Here is a 16,599-nt window from a genome sequence, read left to right on the forward strand (position 1 = left end):
GGAAAGTCGATCAAGAAAAACTTGGCTTTCTCTCATCCCGCTCGTCCCGAACGGTTCTGGGGTTGATACCAGGCGTCTCTCCGGTGCATGAGAAACGCATGACCAGACGATATTTCGGCACCGACGGCATACGCGGGCGCACCAACGCATGGCCGATGACGGCGCAACTGGCGATGCAGGTCGGCATGGCGGCGGGCACCCATTTCCAGCGCGGGGACCATCGCCATCGCGTTGTGATCGGCAAGGATACGCGGCTTTCGGGCTATATGGTCGAAAATGCGCTGGTCGCGGGCTTTACCGCCGTGGGCATGGACGTTGTGCAGTTCGGCCCGATTCCAACGCCCGCCGTGGCGATGCTGGCCCATTCGATGCGCGCCGATCTGGGCGTCATGATCTCGGCGAGCCACAATCCCTATTTCGACAATGGTATCAAGCTGTTCGGTCCCGACGGCTACAAGCTGTCGGACGAAGATGAGCTGAAGATCGAGGCGCTGATCGATCAGCAGGTGCCGCTGGCCGCGTCCAAGGATATTGGTCGCGCCCGCCGGGTCGAGGATGCGCGCGGGCGCTATATCCATGCGGTCAAGTCCAGCTTCCCCGCCGATCTGCGGCTCGATGGCCTGAAGATCGTGATCGATTGCGCCAATGGTGCCGCCTATCAGGTCGCGCCGTCCGCCTTGTGGGAACTGGGCGCGACCGTCGTGGCAGTTGGCGTCAATCCCAATGGCACCAACATCAATGACGGCTGCGGATCGACCGCGCCCCTGCTGTGCCAGGAAACCGTCGTATCGTCGGGCGCGGACATTGGTATCGCGCTGGATGGCGACGCGGACCGGCTGATCGTGGTCGATGAGAAAGGCCAGATCGTCGATGGCGACCAGATCATGGCGCTGATCGCCGCCAATTTCGCGCGCGCGGGCACGCTGCGTGGCGGCGGGCTGGTGGCGACGGTCATGTCCAATCTGGGGCTGGAGCGCTTTCTGACCGGGCAGGGCATTGCCCTCGAACGCACCAGCGTGGGCGACCGCTATGTGCTGGAGCGGATGCGCAGCGGCGGCTTCAATGTCGGGGGTGAGCAGTCGGGCCATATGATCCTGTCCGATTATGCGACCACCGGCGACGGTACGGTCGCGGCGTTGCAGGTGCTGGCTGCACTCGTCCGGTCCGGCAAGCCCGCCAGCGAGACGCTGCACCAGTTCGATCCGGTGCCGCAATTGCTCAAAAATGTCCGCTTTTCCGGGGGCAAGCCGCTGGAGCATGATGATGTCCGGCGCGTCATTGCGCAGGCGCAGGCGGAACTGACCGGCGTTGGCCGACTGGTCATCCGCCCGTCCGGTACGGAACCTGTGATCCGGGTGATGGCCGAAGGCGACCGGGAGGAACAGGTGCGCGACGTTGTCGACCGTATCTGCGCCGCGGTCGAGAAGGCGGCGGCGTGAGGCCTGTTTCCAACCGTCATCCTGACGAAAGTCAGGATCCAGAGTCTCTCTCGCTGCGCCCGGCGCTCTGGATTCCGGATCAGGTCCGAGATGACGAGGATGGGAGGTGGCTCCATGCTTGAAATGCGCCCCGATTGCGAACGCTGCGGCACGGACCTGCCCGCCGATGCGCCCGGCGCGTTCATCTGCTCGTTCGAATGCAGCTTCTGCGCGCCCTGTGCGGAGGCGCTGGACGATCGCTGCCCCAATTGCGGCGGCGAGCTGATGGATCGGCCGACCCGCACCGGCAAGGCGCTGGCGGGCAATCCCGCGTCCACCGTGCGTTACTTCAAGGGATGAGCATCGCGCGCATTTTGATCATCGCCGGGTCCGACAGTGGCGGCGGCGCGGGCATACAGGCGGATCTGAAGGCCGTGACGATGCTGGGCGGCTTCGCCATGACCGCGATCACCGCGATCACGGCGCAAAATACACTGGGGGTGCAGGGCGTGCATCCGGTGCCCGCCGACATGGTGCTGGCGCAGATGCGCAGTTGCATCAGCGACATTGGCGTCGATGCGGTGAAGATCGGCATGATCGGGTCAGCGGAAACGGCGATGGGGGTGGCCGATCTGCTGGCTGGCCTGCGCGACGTGCCGATCGTCTTTGATCCGGTGATGGTGGCGACCAGCGGGTCGGTGCTGGCCGATGCGGAAACGATCGCGGCGTTCGAGAAACTGATGGCGATCGCCACGCTGGTGACGCCCAATATCCCCGAACTTCTGGCGCTGGGCGGAGAGCAGGTTGCCGCGCGCTTTGGCACGCATGTCCTGGCCAAGGGCGGGCATGGCGTCGGCCCGGTGCTGGTCGACCGGCTGCTTGGTCCCGATGGGCTGGTCACCGACTGGACCGATCCGCGCATCGACACGCCGCACACCCATGGCACCGGCTGCACCCTGGCCAGCGCGATCGCGACCGGGCTGGGGCAGGGGATGGCGCTGCCGGGCGCGATCGCGCGGGCGCGGGCCTATGTGCGCGCGGCGCTGACGATCGCGCCGGGGCTGGGTGGCGGGCATGGGCCGATGGGCGCGCCGCGCGGGTTCGAAGCGCCTTTCCGTGCCTGATTTCGCCCATGAACTGCGCCACCATCCGGGGCTGGTCGCCGGGGTGGATGAAGCGGGCAGGGGGCCGCTCGCCGGGCCGGTGGTCGCGGCGGCGGTGATTTTGCGGGCGGAGGATTGCCCGGAGGGGCTGGACGACAGCAAGGCATTGTCGGCCAGGCGCCGCGCCACGCTGGAGGCGGAGATCAAGGCGCGGGCGCTGTGCTGGGGGCTGGGCGTCGCCAGTGTCGAGGAGATCGACCGGATCAACATATTATGGGCGACGATGCTGGCCATGACCCGCGCGGTCGAGGCGCTGGGGCGCGATTGCCAGCATGTCCTGGTCGATGGCAACCGCGTGCCCGACTGGCGCTGGCCCGCCACCCCGGTCGTGGGCGGCGACGCCCGGTGCCTGTCGATCGCCGCGGCCTCCATATTGGCCAAGGAAGCGCGGGACCGGATGATGCGGGAGGCGGCCGCCATCCACCCCCACTATGGCTGGGAAAGCAACAAGGGCTATGGCAGCGCGCAGCATCTCGCCGCGCTGCGCACCCATGGGCCAACGCCGCTGCACCGGCGCAGCTTTGCCCCCGTGGCGCAGATGCTGCTGATTTAAGGGCATTGTCCCACACAAGCTCCGTTCGTTTCGAGCCTAGTCGAGAAACAGGGCGCACCGTTTCTCGACCTAGTTTATCCAGAGCGTCTGCCGCAGGCGGGCAATCGAAGGGCTCGAAGCGAACGGGGAACGCTGTTCTCTCCCCTGTCCCAAGTCGGGACCAATGCGGCAAAGCGCTGCCTCTCCCTCTGGCGCGATGCTGGCATATGGTTAAGAAAGGCTTATGCTTTTCGCCCGGTTGTTCGTCCTGTCATGCTGTCTGATCCTGGGCATGCCGTCCGCGCGGGCGGAACTGGCCGACCTGCCGCTGGCGCCGGGGGCGTATCGTTGGGCCGATGATGCCGCCGCCAGCGGGCCGCTCTACCTGATCATCAGCCTGGAACGGCAGCGCGTCCATGTCTATCGCGGCGACCGGCTGATCGGCGCGGCCAGCGTGTCCACGGGAACGAAGGGCCACCGCACCCCCACCGGCAGCTTCCCCATCCTGCAAAAGCGCCAGTGGCACCGCTCCAACCTCTACAGCAATGCGCCCATGCCCTTCATGCAGCGGCTGACCTGGGACGGCATAGCGCTCCACGCCGGGCATAATCCCGGCTACCCCGCCAGCCATGGCTGCATCCGCTTGCCCTATGCCTTCGCCCGGCAACTCTTCGCCCTGACGCAGATCGGCACACTGACGCAGGTGACGACCAACCGGCTGAACGCCGCGATCCTGCTCGACCCGCTGGTGCTGGGCGACAAGGGGAGCAGTGTGGTGACGTTCGGGATGGAGGGCGGCATGGGCGTCGGGGATATGCGGACGGGCGCGGGGACGCGGGTGCCGATGCTGGAGATCGACCCGGATATATTCGGGGTCTGGGGTCGGCGGTGAGGGGTAGGGATTGGCCGACTGGAAAATGGCGGCTATCAGCATCACAATCGTAACAGCTGCCAGTTTTCTGCTCCGCCAGACCAGTCATATTCGACACCAGCCGCGGATGACCGTTGCGCAATATGCCTTGGATGGTGATGGTGCTGCCACGGTTTGTAGGAGAATCAGCTTGAAGATGAAGTCGGACAAGCGAGAGCTAGACAAAGTTTACAAGCGGCGCGATCGTTACGAAATCCCAGACTGGCAACGAGATGAAGTCTGGGATCCTCCAAGGAAGCAGGCTCTAATTGATTCAATTCTTCGTGGCTGGCGGCTACCAAAATTTTACTTTGTAGCATCGAGCACAAAACCCGTTTCTTATGAAGTTGTTGACGGGCAGCAGCGCTTGGCGACCATCTTTGAATTTCTGTCTGACGAACTCGAACTGACGGATGAGACTGCCGCGGAGTTTGGCGGGAAAAGATACAGCGAACTTCCCGATCAAGTATCTGATCAAGTCGACGATTTTGAAATTGATTTTGACGAAATAGAAGATGCTTCTGATGAAGATTTGATGGCATTTTTTCAGCGTTTGCAAAGTGGTATTCAGCTCAATTCGAGCGAGAGACTTAACGCAATAAATAGCAAGCTTAAAACATTCTGTAAAAAAATGGCTAAACACAAATTCTTCACCGAAAAAGTTTCCTTTGAGAATAAGCGCTTTGCTCATTTTGACGTAGTCGCTAAAGTGGCTGCGTTAGAGGTCGAAGGTGTCGGCGCGGGACTGCGTTACAGTGATGTAAAAGCAGTATTTGAATCACAAAAGAGTTTTTCGGATAAGTCTCAAGTCGCAGTTCGTATTAAGGGCGCACTCGATTTTCTTGCTTCTGCGATCCCTGACAAATCGCCCGCATTTCGAAGTCGATCAATGACACAGTCGTTCATCACTATGATTTGTCATCTTTACGGTAAAGACGCACTCAACGGCAAAGAGGCGCAAATAGCAAAGTTTGCAGAGACGTTTGTTAGTGGTCTTGCGAGTGAAGTCGAAAAGGGACAATCGGCGACAGATGGCGACTTCATCTCCTTCCAAAAAAGTGTCAATGCCAACGTGAAAACCGGGCCCGTTACCCGTGATAGGGTGCTCCTTCGTAAACTGTTTCAGTTTGACCCAACATTTCTAGAAGCTGCAGATGCTGATGCAGCTGCCGCCGCAGATTTTAAGGGAGAGATATCGGAAATTGCGAAGCGCATCAGGACTACAATATCCGCAATCAATAACGCTTATTCCGCTAGTAACGGCACTGACCTATTCAAGGCGACGAATAAAACCGCTGGCGCTCAGTCAGCAATCGGTGATGCCATCAATTCTTATGCTGAATATAAAGCATTTGTAGAAAATCTATACTTCCTCTTTTGGGAGGCCCCTGGGTCAAAAATTATCGAAAAGCCTAACTCATTCAAAGACATAAATACGTTGCGAACGGAGGAAGAGCATGATGTGGACCATGGGAAAAATTCAAATGTGAAGAGCAAGAAGGTAAAACATGGTGAGGTGTTCAAGAAGTATTGTGGTGTGATATCTCCCTCAGTCGCAGCTCCTTCACAATTTCCTCTGCTTCAACTATCGATCCTCCGAGCTATCCAAATAGACCTTCAGGCGCTTTTGTTGGAGCAAGGAGAAATTACTTAAAGGGGTAAGCTTAACGAATGGCTGGTTTCGGCGTTCGGTGGAATGCTCATTGAAGGCGACAAGTGGCGCAATCCGCCTATTCCCCAACCCACCCCACAAAAAAGCAGCCGACCCGTCCCCGGATCGGCCGCTTCGCATATGTCCAACTCGCTGTCGGACTTGTCCCGTCACGCCGCCTGCGCGGCTTCTTCGCTGGCGGGCAGGCGGATCAGATAGTCGAAGGCTGACAGGCCCGCCGTGGAGCCTGCGCCCATGGCGATGACGATCTGCTTGTAGGGCACGGTCGTGCAGTCGCCTGCCGCGAAGATGCCCGGCACGCTGGTTTCGCCGCGGGCGTCGATTTCTATTTCGCCGCGGGGGGAGAGGGCGACGGTGTCTTTCAGCCATTCGGTGTTGGGGACCAGGCCGATCTGGACGAAGATGCCTTCCAGTTCGATGTCATGTTCCTCGCCGCTATTGCGGTCCTTGTAGGACAGGCCGGTGACGCGGTCGCCATTGCCGTCGACCTTGCTGGTCAGCGCCGATGTGATGATCTTGACGTTGGGCAGGCTGGCGAGCTTGCGTTGCAGCACCGCGTCGGCGCGCAGCTGGCTGTCAAATTCGATCAGCGTCACATGGGCGACGATGCCCGCCAGGTCGATCGCGGCTTCGACGCCGCTATTGCCGCCGCCGATCACCGCGACGCGCTTGCCCTTGAACAGGGGGCCGTCGCAATGGGGGCAATAGGCTACGCCCTTGTTGCGATATTCGTCCTCGCCCGGCACGCCCATCTGCCGCCAGCGCGCGCCGGTGGAGAGGATGAGGGTGCGGCCTTTGAGCGACGCGCCGTTTTCCAGCACGACCTCATGATAGCCGCCTTCGGTGCGGGCGGGGATCAGCTTCGTCGCCTTTTGCAGGTTCATGATCTCGACGTCATAATCCTTCACATGGGCTTCGAGCGCGGAGGCCAGCTTTGGCCCTTCGGTGCGCGACACGGAGATGAAATTTTCGATGTCCATCGTATCGAGCACCTGGCCCCCGAAGCGTTCGGCGGCAACGCCGGTGCGGATGCCCTTGCGCGCGGCATAGATGGCCGCCGCGGCCCCGGCAGGCCCGCCGCCGACGATCAGCACCTCGAACGGGTCCTGGCGCTTGATCTTTTCCGCCGCGCGGGTGGCCGCGCCGCTGTCGATTTTGGCAACGATCTGCTCCAGTTCCATGCGGCCCGACCCAAAGGGTTCGCCGTTCAGGAAGATGGTGGGGACGGCCATCACCTTGCGCTCGTCCACCTCCGCCTTGAACAGCGCGCCGTCGATGGCGACGTGGCTGATGCGGGGGTTGAGGACGCTCATCAGGTTCAAAGCCTGCACCACGTCCGGGCAATTCTGGCAGGACAGGGAGAAATAGGTTTCAAAGGCAAAGTCGCCGTCCAGCCCCTTGACCTGTTCGATCAAATCCTGCGCGGCTTTTGACGGGTGGCCGCCGACCTGGAGGAGGGCGAGGACCAGGGACGTGAACTCATGGCCCATCGGAATCCCCGCGAACCGGACACCGATGTCGGTGCCCACGCGGCGGATCATGAAGCTGGGGACGCGCTTGTCAGCGCCGGTGGTCACGCTGACCTTGTCGGACAGGGCGGCGATTTCATTGAGCAGGTCATTGAGTTCGCGCGATTTGGCGTCGTCACCCAGAGAGGCGACGAGTTCGATAGGCTCACGGATGTTGACCAGATAGGCCTTGAGCTGCTGCGTCAGGGTGGCGTCGAGCATGGAATAATCCTTACGTTAGATACAATAATGGCCCGGAGCGGAGGAGAGGTTCCACTCCGAGCCACTTTGCGACCCGCTAGGGGAACGATAATTTAGATCTTGCCGACCAGGTCGAGCGAGGGGGCGAGGGTTTCTTCGCCTTCTTCCCACTTGGCCGGGCAGACTTCACCGGGGTGCGCGGCGACATATTGCGCGGCCTTCACCTTGCGCAGCAGTTCGGTCGCGTTGCGGCCCACGCCTTCGGAAGTGATTTCCATGAACTGGATCACGCCTTCGGGATCGACCAGGAAGGTCGCGCGGTCAGCCAGGCCAACGCCTGGGCGCATCACGTCGAAATTATTGGTGATCGTGCCCGACTGGTCGCCCAGCATGTAATAGTTGATCTTGCCGATGGCGGGCGAGGTGTCGTGCCATGCCTTGTGGCTGAAATGCGTGTCGGTCGATACCGAATAGACTTCGACGTTGAGCGACTGAAGGGTCGGGTAGATACCGGCCAGGTCTTCCAGTTCGGTCGGGCAGACGAAGGTGAAGTCGGCGGGGTAGAAGAAGAAGATCGCCCACTTGCCCTTCACGTCCGCGTCGGTGACGTCGACGAACTTGCCTTCCTTGTAGGCGGTCGCGGCGAACGGCTTGATGGTGGTGTTGATGAGAGCCATGGGCTTGTCAGTTCCTTCTGAGGGGTTGCTGTTGCCGACCCCATGTAGGGTAGCGGCTGAGTCGAGGGAAATTGGTTTTATCGGACTTGGAGAGTGAGAAAAACGATCACGGCTTATCTGATTGATCGATCCAGTCACCGCGCCCCGCATCGCCCCGCCATTGCCCCAGCGCGAGCATCATCGCGCGCTCGACCATGGCCTGGGCTTCCTCGGCGGAGAAGGTGGTGGGATCGAGGCAGATTTCGAGCCACAGCCCATCGACCAGAGCAGTCAGGCTGATCGCCGCCAGGCGGGCGCGGTCCTGCGGCATTTCCGGCACGATCGCGCGCAGCAGCGCTTCGAGCTGGGCGCGGGTGCGCCGGTAGACATCGGCATGGATGGCGGCGATGCCGGGATCGGTCCTGACCAGGCTCCAGAAAGCGGTCCAGGTCGCGAGCAGATCGGGGTCAAGTATGGGCGCGCGGAAATTGGCCTGAAGGCAGGCGCGGAGCTGGTCGCGCGGATCGTCGCCCGCTTCCTCGACCGCCTGTTCCAGCGCGGCGGACACACGCACGCCGACATCCTCATAGGTGGCGAGGATGAGGGCGTCGACGCCGTCGAAATAATGGGTGAGCAGGCCCGACGAAACACCCGCGCGCGCGCAGATGGCGCGGACTGACGTGCCAGCGACGCCTTTTTCGGCAAGGCACCGCGCGGTCGCTTCGATCAGCGCCTGTCGCCGCACGTCCGCGCTTTCGCGAATGAAGCGCGCGCGTGTCTTTGAAATTCCCTTACGGTTTACTGGCTTTTCTGTCATTTCTTCCCCCGAAGGCCCGCTTTGGGGTCTGGCGATGCGTCTGGCAAGATACGCTGTTGCTTCGGGCGTGTCTCTAACGGCGAAAACTGTCGGCCGCAGCGCTGGCCAGACGGTCGGCGCGTTCATTTTCGGGGTGGCCGGCATGACCCTTGACCCATTTCCAGGTCATTTGATGCGGGGCGGCGGCCTTGACCAGAGCCTGCCAGATTTCGACATTCTTGACCGGCTTGTTGTCGGCGGTGCGCCAGCCCTTCTTCTGCCAGCCGAACACCCATTTGGTGATGCCGTCCATCACATATTTGCTGTCGGTATGAAGGGTGACGCGGCACGGCTTCTTGAGCGCGTTGAGCGCCTCGACCGCGGCCATCATCTCCATGCGGTTGTTGGTGGTGAGTGCTTCGCCGCCCGACATTTCCTTTTCCGTGTCGCCAAAGCGCAGCACCGCGCCCCAGCCGCCCGGACCCGGATTGCCCTTGCACGCGCCGTCGGTGAAGATGTCGACGATAGGCAGGTCAGTGCTCACGCCGCGCGCTCCTGCACAGGCGGGAGCCCGTTCCCGCCGCGAGGATAGGCAGGCATGGAACCGGGTTCCCGGCTGTGCGGGAACAGGTCGCTTTTGTCTGCTGCTCTCATGCGCCCAATAATTCCGCTGGATTGGCGCTGGCGTAGAAATCGAGGCGGCGCAGATAGGCGAGCGGGTCCTTGCGGGTCACCAGCGCGTCGGGCGGCGTGTTGATCCAGTCATAGGCGCGGGTCAGCAGGAAGCGCAGCGATGCACCCCGGCACAATATGGGGAAGGCCGCGCGCTCTGCGTCGGTCAGGCCATGGGCCGAGTCATAGCCAGCGCCAAGCGCCGCCGCGCGATCAGCAAAGAAGCTGCCGCCGTCATGGCTGAACACCCAGGCGCTGTGGGTGATGGCCAGATCATAGGCGCGGATGTCGGTGCAGCTGAAATAGAAATCGATCAGGCCCGTCACCTTGTCGCCCAGCATCAGCACATTGTCGGGGAACAGGTCCGCATGGATGACGCTGCGGGGCAGGTCGGCGGGCCAGTGCGCGTCGAGAAAGGCGAGTTCGTCGCGGACGCGGGCGGCAAGGCCCGGCGCGATCTGGTCGAAATCCTCACCGCAACGGGCCGCCAGATCATGCCATCCGGCGAGGTCCAGCGTGTTGCGCCGTTCGAGCGGGAAGCCCTCTGCCGCGCGGTGCAACTCGCCCAGTGCCGCGCCGGTCGCGCGCGCCTGTTCCGGGGTCGGTTCGGTCAGCGAAATGCCGGTCAGAAATTCGATCAGGCAGGCGGGGCGGCCCGACAAGGTCTGGAGCCGCTGGCCGTCCCGGTCGGCGATGAAGCGCGGCACAAGGCAGCCGCGCGCGCCCAGATGATCGAGCAGGTCCATGAAGAAAGGCAGGTCGGCCTCATCCACCCGCTTTTCATAGAGAGTGAGGATATAGCGGTGGCCAGAGCCATCATGGCCGGTGGTCTCCAGCAGATAATTGCTGTTTTCCACCCCTTCGGCGATCCCCTTGGCGGATACGAGGCGGCCTGCGTCATAGCGGCTGAGGAAGGCGTCAATCTCTTCGGCGGGAACATGGGTATAGACGGCCATGGTTCAGACGGTCTCCAGCCCGCGTGGCAGCTTGAAAGCAATGGTCTCGCGCGCGGTTTCAACCTGTTCCTCGGTCACGGTGAAGCGGCTGGCGATCGCGTCGACCACTTCGCGCACCAATATTTCGGGTGCGGATGCCCCGGCGGTCAGGCCCAGCGTCGTAACGCCGTCCAGCCAGCCAAAATCGATGTCGTCGGCGCGCTGGATCAGGCGGGCTGGCGTGCCTTCGCGTTCGGCGACTTCGACCAGTCGCAGGGAATTGGAACTGTTGGGCGCGCCGATGACATAGAGCGCTTCGCAACGCGCGGCGATCGCCTTCACCGCTGTCTGGCGGTTGGATGTGGCGTAGCAAATATCCTCCCCCTTGGGCGCGACGATCGCTGGAAAGCGCTCTTGCAGGGTGGCGACGATCGCGGCTGTATCATCGACCGACAGGGTGGTCTGGGTCAGGAAGGCAAGATTGGCGGGGTCGGCGGGGGTAAAGGCCTGCGCGTCCTCGACCGTTTCGATCAGGGTCATGGTGCCGTCTGGCACCTGGCCGAACGTGCCGATGACTTCGGGATGCCCCTTATGCCCGATGAACAAGATGTGGCGGCCATCCTTGACCTGCCGTTCGGCCTGGCGATGAACCTTGCTGACCAGCGGGCAGGTGGCGTCGAGATAGGAAAGGCCGCGTTCCTCCGCCTTGGCAGGGACGGCCTTGGGCACGCCATGGGCGGAAAAGACCACCGGCACGCCATCGGGCACCTGGTCCAGTTCCTCTACGAAAATCGCGCCCTTTGCCTTCAGGCTGTCCACCACATATTTGTTATGGACGATTTCATGGCGGACATAGACCGGCGCGCCATAGGTTTCGATCGCCCGTTCGACGATGATGATGGCGCGGTCGACCCCGGCGCAGAAACCGCGCGGTGCGGCGATCAGAAGGGTCATGGGCGGGCGGGCGGCGGCGCTGTCGGTCATGGCTTTGCGCTTAGGCGAATGTGGGCCGGGAGGAAAGCCGCTTCCTTGCGGTTGCGCGAGGGGCGGGGGATGGATAAGGAAGCGCAAAGCTTCTGGCCGACGGGCCATGCCAAGGAATTTCTGCCTGTGCCAAGGAACATCTGCCTGCCTCATACTGCCCTGAACCGTGTCGTTGTGACCGGCATGCTGGCTCTGGCCCTGGCGGGCTGTTCGCGCCGGGGTGAAATCGACGCATCCGGCGGTATCGTCGCTGTGCGCTCTGCCTGCCCGACGGCGGCCGTCCCGGCCTATACCGGCGACATCACCCTGTTCAATCCGGCCCAGAGCCGCGATGCTTCCGCGATCGACGTGGTGGCCGACATTACCAATCTGCGCTCGACCTGCGCCGATGGGGCGCAATTCTATACCGAAGCGAGCTTCACCGTGAACGCCCGGCGCAGCGACGCCAGCGTGGCGCGGCAAGTGACGCTGCCCTATTTCTCCGCCGTGGTGCGTGGCGGCAACAGCGTGGTCGCCAAGCGGGTCGGCCAGGTGACGCTGAACTTTGCCGCGGGCGAGTATCGCGCCAGCGCGCAGGCGAAGGCGGGCTCCTATGTCGACAAGGCATCGGCAACGCTGCCAGCCGACATCCAGGCCAAGATCACGCAAAAGCGCAAGGCGGGCGACGCGGATGCCGCGATCGATCCCTTCGCCCAGCCAGAGGTCAAGGCGGCGCTGCAACGAACCAGTTTCGAGCTGCTCGTGGGGTTCAATCTGACCCAGGACCAGCTCCAATATAACGCCACGCGTTAACGGCCAGCCCATCATCCGTTCGGGCTGAGACAAGTCGAAGCCTTGCACTTCTTGAAGACAAGAGCAGCCCTTCGACAGGCTCAGGGCGAACGGGACTTGTAGAAAGTTTCGTCTCGTGTCCCTCTATACCCGTTTCACCGCCCATCTCGACACTGTGCTGGACATATTGGAAGCCGACGGCGTCCTGCCTGCCGGCCTCAATCGCAAGCCGGTGACGGTCGAGCCGCCGCGTGACGCCAGCCATGGCGATCTGGCGACCAATGCCGCGATGGTGCTGGCCAAGCCGGCGGGGACGAACCCGCGCGCGCTGGCGGAGGCGATTGTCGGCAAGCTGGAGGGGCTGGCCGAGGTCGAGAGCGCGTCGATCGCCGGGCCGGGCTTCATCAACCTGACGCTGACCGACGCGACATGGCGCTCGGAGCTTTCCGTTATGGCGGAAGAGGGCGACGATTATGGCCGGTCCGACATCGGGCAAGGTGTCACGGTCAATGTAGAATATGTTTCCGCCAACCCGACCGGCCCCATGCATATGGGGCATTGCCGGGGCGCCGTGGTGGGTGACGCGCTTGCCACCCTGCTGGAATATGCCGGGCACAAGGTGATCCGCGAATATTATATCAATGACGCTGGCGGACAGGTGGATGTTCTCGCCCGATCGGTGCATCTGCGCTACGCGCAGGCGCTGGGCGAGGATGTGGGCGAGATCCCTGAGGGTCTTTACCCCGGCGATTATCTGGTGCCGGTTGGGCAGGCGCTGGCCGCTGAATATGGCAACCGCTTCTTGAAGGCGCCGGAAGCCGACTGGCTGGTGACGTTCCGCAGCTTTGCCGTCGCAAAGATGATGGACATGATCCGCGCCGATCTGGCGCTGCTGGGCATCCATCACGACATTTTCGCGTCCGAGGCCGAATTGCAGGCGGCGGGCAAGCCTGACGAGGCCGAAGCCTGGTTGCGGGCGCATGATCTGGTCTATGACGGGGTGCTGGAAGCGCCCAAGGGCGAATTGCCCGATGACTGGGAGCCGGTCGTGCTGCCGCTGTTCCGGTCGACCAAATTTGGCGACGATCAGGACCGGCCGATCAAGAAGTCCAACGGCAGCTGGACCTATTTCGGCGCGGACATGGCCTATCATTATCAGAAGGCCCAGAGCGCCGATCAGCTGATCGACATATGGGGCGCGGACCATGCCGGGACGGTCAAGCGCATCCAGGCGGCGGTCGCGGCGCTGACGGAAGGCAAGGCGCGTTTCGACGTGAAGCTTATCCAGATGGTGCGGCTGCTGCGCGATGGCGAGCCGGTGAAAATGTCCAAGCGCGCGGGCAATTTCGTGACGCTGGCCGATGTCGTGCGGGAAGTGGGCAAGGATGTCGTGCGCTTCACCATGCTGACGCGCAAGGCCGATGCGCAGATGGACTTCGACTTTGCCAAGGTGGTCGAGGCGTCGAAGGACAATCCGGTCTTTTACGTCCAATATGCCCATGCCCGCATTTCATCGCTGGGACGGCGGGCGGAAGAGGCGGGGATCGAACTGCCCGCCCCGGACCTGTCCCTTCTTGGGACGGCGGAGCTGGGCCTCGTCAAGCTCGCGGCCCAGTTCCCCCGTGTGGTCGAAGGCGCGGCACTGACCCGCGAACCGCATAGAATTGCCTTCTATCTCAATGATCTGGCTTCGGCCTTTCACGGCTGGTGGAATATGGGCAATGATGATCCGCGCGCGCGCGTCATTCTGGCCGACGATCCGGCCGTTACGTCGTCGCGGCTTTTCCTGAGCCGTGGAATAGGGCAGATTATCCGCAATGGCCTTGCGCTGATGGGCGTGGCGGCATTGACTGAGCTGAACTAAAGGCGGGCGGAGTTTCGGACGATGGGCGATTATGCACGAGGCCGGCTGGATTTTGACGATGAGGACCGGCTGCCCTGGCTGGAGCCTGCGGTCGATGACGAGGATGACAACAGCATCTCGCCACTGCGGCTGCTGAGCCTGATCCTGCTCGGTCTCGCGCTGATCGGTGTCGTGGTGGCCGGGATATGGTGGTTGCAGAACCGCAATGGTCCCGGCGCTGCGGGTGAGGGCCAACTGATCGAGGCGCCCGCGGACAATTACAAGATCGCCGCCAATGAGGCTGACGCGAAGAAATTCGATGGCGAGGGCGATGCGAGCTTTGCGGCAAGCGAGGGCGTGCCGCGCGACGGACGGATTGACGCCAGCCGCGTCCCCGAAGCACCGATCACCAAGACCGCGCCCGCGCCCACCGGGACCAAGCCGGCCGTCCCGGCCAAGCCCGCACAGAGCGTGACCGCGCGCGTCGCCGACGAAACCAGCGATCGCTCGACCGTGGCGCCCAAGGCGGCCAGCGGCGGCGCGCTGATTCAGCTGGGCGCCTATGGCAGCGCGTCCGGCGCAAAGGATGCCTGGACCAGATTGTCCAAGCGCTTTGCCTATCTCGCCCCGCTCGCCATGACCGTCGAACCGGCGGAAGTTGGCGGCAGTACCGTCTATCGCCTGCGTGCGAGTGCTGGCGGGCAGGCCAGCCTGATCTGCGGCAAGCTGAAGGTGGCGGGCGAAAGCTGCATGGTGGTGAACTGAGCCTTCGCGTTGCGATGGACATAGGCGTCATGCTGTCCGAAGGAAGGGCATGACCGAACGGAAACTGACCCGCGCCGCGATCGCGGCGGCGGCGCTAGATGTGCTGAACGAACAGGGGCTGGACCAGTTGAGCCTGCGCAAGGTCGCAGCGCGGCTGGATGTCAAAGCGCCCTCGCTTTACTGGCATGTCGCCGACAAGAATATGTTGCTGGCGCTGCTGGCCGAAAGCATCTTTGCAGATTGCCTGACGAAAATTCCGGCCTGTGCCGACTGGCGCGACTGGTTGCGCGCGTTCGGCAAGGCGCTGTGGCAGGCGCAGAATGCAACGCGCGACGCGGGGCGCTTGATCCTGGGGGCGGGGCAGCCGGTCGAGGTGCTCAAAGCGATGCAGGATGCGACCAGCGCGCCCCTGATTGCGCTGGGGCTGGAACCGGAGCGCGCCATGATGATGCAGGCGTCGGTGCAGGCGCTGGTCACTGGCTGGACCACGTTCGCGCAGGGACCGAACGCGGCCTATCTCCGATCCCAATTGCCCATCGACGCCGCCTTTGCCGAGGGGTTGGACGCGCTGATCCATGGTCTTGATCCTGTTCCCTAACAGTGTTAGACTAACATTGTTAGTTTAGCTGGTCCGGCACCAATCGCGACAGACGAGGATGCCGGCCTTTGTCAGGGAGAGATGCCATGTACCCATTTCGGGAAGGGTCGTTTGCCGTTCGCAATGGCTGGTATGTTGCCGCGTTTCGCAACGAACTGGGCCGTGATCTGCTGGCGCGGACGATCCTGAACCAGCCGGTCGTCCTGTATCGCAAGGAAGATGGCGAGGCGGTTGCGGTCGGCGGGCGCTGTCCGCACCGGCATTTCCCCCTGGGCAAAAGCTGTCTGAAGGGCGATGCGATCGTCTGTGGCTATCATGGCATCGCCTTTGGCGCGGATGGCCGGTGCGTCGATATTCCATCGCAGGATGTCGTGCCGCGCGCCTACAAGATCCCGACCTATCCATTGGTCGAGCATGGCCTGTGGGCGTGGATATGGATGGGGGACGCGGACAAGGCCGATGTCGCGCTGCTGCCCGATCTGGAGGAAATCGGGGTGACTGCGGCGGGCATGACGGCGCGGCCCTTTTATGTGCAGGAGGTGCAAGGGCGCTACCAGTTGCTCAACGACAATCTGCTCGACCTGTCGCACCTTGCCTTCCTCCACGCCAGCAGCATCGGCACGGTGGAAAATGCGCAGGCGCCTGAAGAACTGGTCAAGCGCCCCGGATTTCTGAGTTGCCGCCGATATATCCGTAACGCCGACGCGCCTGCCGTGATGGCGGCGACCGGGCGCTATGCGGGCAAGATCGACCGGGTGACGGGGATGGATTTCTACCTGCCGGGCTTTCATGCCGGGATTGGCGACATGGCCTATCCGCAGGACCACCCCGAACATCCCGGCGAGATGATCGTGACGAGCCGGGTCTATCACGCCGTTACGCCCGCGACGCCGCATAGCTGCATCTATTTCTTCGCCATGGCGTCCGAAGATGTGGCGGGCATGGATTTCATGTTCGATTATCTGAAGCCCGTGCTGGAGGAGGACAAATTCGCCACTGAAGAGATTGAGAAGATGCTGGCGATCGTCGGCGAGAATCCCGACGAACTGTTGATCAAGACCGATCGCAACGCAGTGGAGGGGCGGCGGATGTTGCAGGCGATGATGGACGCGGAAAGGTCTGCGGCGGTTGCGCCAGCCTGATCGCGGCTCATCAATTCGCCTTCGACAGGGGCG

Annotated in this window: 17 protein-coding genes; 11 read left to right on the top strand and 6 right to left on the bottom strand. The window is 62.5% G+C overall.

Annotated elements, in window-relative coordinates:
- The first annotated feature begins 98 nt into the window (after positions 1–98).
- The 6 genes from glmM to IWY39_RS16405 all read left to right on the top strand — a co-directional run bounded on the left by glmM (position 99) and on the right by IWY39_RS16405 (position 5,677).
- Positions 99–1,439 carry a phosphoglucosamine mutase gene (gene glmM, locus IWY39_RS16380; protein WP_107123736.1) on the top strand — a complete coding sequence of 447 codons (1,341 nt, stop codon included), beginning with the start codon at positions 99–101 and terminating at the stop codon, positions 1,437–1,439.
- Positions 1,440–1,553: 114 nt separating this feature from the next.
- Positions 1,554–1,778 (top strand): DUF1272 domain-containing protein, encoded by a 225-nt coding sequence (locus IWY39_RS16385; RefSeq protein ID WP_017182174.1) that lies wholly within the window; start codon positions 1,554–1,556, stop codon positions 1,776–1,778.
- Positions 1,775–2,542: a bifunctional hydroxymethylpyrimidine kinase/phosphomethylpyrimidine kinase gene (gene thiD, locus IWY39_RS16390; protein ID WP_107123735.1), complete on the top strand. Its 768-nt coding sequence runs from the start codon at positions 1,775–1,777 to the stop codon at positions 2,540–2,542. Before IWY39_RS16385 ends, thiD begins: the two co-directional genes overlap by 4 nt.
- Positions 2,535–3,134, top strand: coding sequence for a ribonuclease HII (locus IWY39_RS16395; RefSeq protein ID WP_181316585.1), 600 nt, complete (start codon positions 2,535–2,537; stop codon positions 3,132–3,134). The genes thiD and IWY39_RS16395 overlap by 8 nt, the downstream gene beginning before the upstream one ends.
- A gap of 223 nt (positions 3,135–3,357) precedes the next feature.
- Positions 3,358–4,005, top strand: a complete 648-nt coding sequence (locus IWY39_RS16400; protein ID WP_107123733.1) for a L,D-transpeptidase family protein — start codon at positions 3,358–3,360, stop codon at positions 4,003–4,005.
- A gap of 10 nt (positions 4,006–4,015) precedes the next feature.
- Positions 4,016–5,677 carry a GmrSD restriction endonuclease domain-containing protein gene (locus IWY39_RS16405; RefSeq protein ID WP_196871618.1) on the top strand — a complete coding sequence of 554 codons (1,662 nt, stop codon included), beginning with the start codon at positions 4,016–4,018 and terminating at the stop codon, positions 5,675–5,677.
- 167 nt (positions 5,678–5,844) lie between these two features.
- On the opposite strand, the gene ahpF is transcribed toward IWY39_RS16405, so the two are convergent.
- The 6 genes from ahpF to ispH all read right to left on the bottom strand — a co-directional run bounded on the left by ahpF (position 5,845) and on the right by ispH (position 11,447).
- Entirely contained in the window at positions 5,845–7,425 is a 1,581-nt protein-coding gene (gene ahpF, locus IWY39_RS16410; protein ID WP_107123731.1) for an alkyl hydroperoxide reductase subunit F, read from the bottom strand.
- 92 nt (positions 7,426–7,517) lie between these two features.
- Positions 7,518–8,081, bottom strand: coding sequence for an alkyl hydroperoxide reductase subunit C (ahpC, locus tag IWY39_RS16415; RefSeq protein WP_017184095.1), 564 nt, complete (start codon positions 8,079–8,081; stop codon positions 7,518–7,520).
- A gap of 106 nt (positions 8,082–8,187) precedes the next feature.
- Positions 8,188–8,877, bottom strand: a complete 690-nt coding sequence (betI, locus tag IWY39_RS16420; RefSeq protein WP_017184096.1) for a transcriptional regulator BetI — start codon at positions 8,875–8,877, stop codon at positions 8,188–8,190.
- 73 nt (positions 8,878–8,950) lie between these two features.
- Positions 8,951–9,400, bottom strand: a complete 450-nt coding sequence (gene rnhA / locus IWY39_RS16425) for a ribonuclease HI (RefSeq protein ID WP_017184097.1) — start codon at positions 9,398–9,400, stop codon at positions 8,951–8,953.
- A gap of 106 nt (positions 9,401–9,506) precedes the next feature.
- Entirely contained in the window at positions 9,507–10,484 is a 978-nt protein-coding gene (thrB, locus tag IWY39_RS16430) for a homoserine kinase (protein ID WP_107123730.1), read from the bottom strand.
- A 3-nt stretch (positions 10,485–10,487) separates the two neighbouring features.
- Positions 10,488–11,447, bottom strand: coding sequence for a 4-hydroxy-3-methylbut-2-enyl diphosphate reductase (gene ispH / locus IWY39_RS16435; protein WP_019051537.1), 960 nt, complete (start codon positions 11,445–11,447; stop codon positions 10,488–10,490).
- Positions 11,448–11,630: 183 nt separating this feature from the next.
- Between ispH and IWY39_RS16440 the strand changes: the two genes are divergently transcribed.
- From IWY39_RS16440 to IWY39_RS16460, 5 genes are all read left to right on the top strand, one after another.
- Entirely contained in the window at positions 11,631–12,239 is a 609-nt protein-coding gene (locus IWY39_RS16440; protein WP_026002568.1) for a hypothetical protein, read from the top strand.
- Positions 12,240–12,354: 115 nt separating this feature from the next.
- Positions 12,355–14,082, top strand: coding sequence for an arginine--tRNA ligase (gene argS / locus IWY39_RS16445; RefSeq protein ID WP_107123729.1), 1,728 nt, complete (start codon positions 12,355–12,357; stop codon positions 14,080–14,082).
- 21 nt (positions 14,083–14,103) lie between these two features.
- Entirely contained in the window at positions 14,104–14,826 is a 723-nt protein-coding gene (locus tag IWY39_RS16450; RefSeq protein WP_107123728.1) for an SPOR domain-containing protein, read from the top strand.
- 49 nt (positions 14,827–14,875) lie between these two features.
- Positions 14,876–15,424 carry a TetR family transcriptional regulator gene (locus IWY39_RS16455; RefSeq protein WP_107123727.1) on the top strand — a complete coding sequence of 183 codons (549 nt, stop codon included), beginning with the start codon at positions 14,876–14,878 and terminating at the stop codon, positions 15,422–15,424.
- 86 nt (positions 15,425–15,510) lie between these two features.
- Positions 15,511–16,566, top strand: coding sequence for a Rieske 2Fe-2S domain-containing protein (locus IWY39_RS16460; protein WP_107123726.1), 1,056 nt, complete (start codon positions 15,511–15,513; stop codon positions 16,564–16,566).
- Positions 16,567–16,599 lie beyond the last annotated feature (33 nt).

Origin of the sequence: Sphingobium sp. JAI105 (assembly GCF_015752145.1) — a bacterium.
In the GTDB taxonomy this organism is placed as follows: Bacteria; Pseudomonadota; Alphaproteobacteria; order Sphingomonadales; family Sphingomonadaceae; genus Sphingobium; species Sphingobium xenophagum.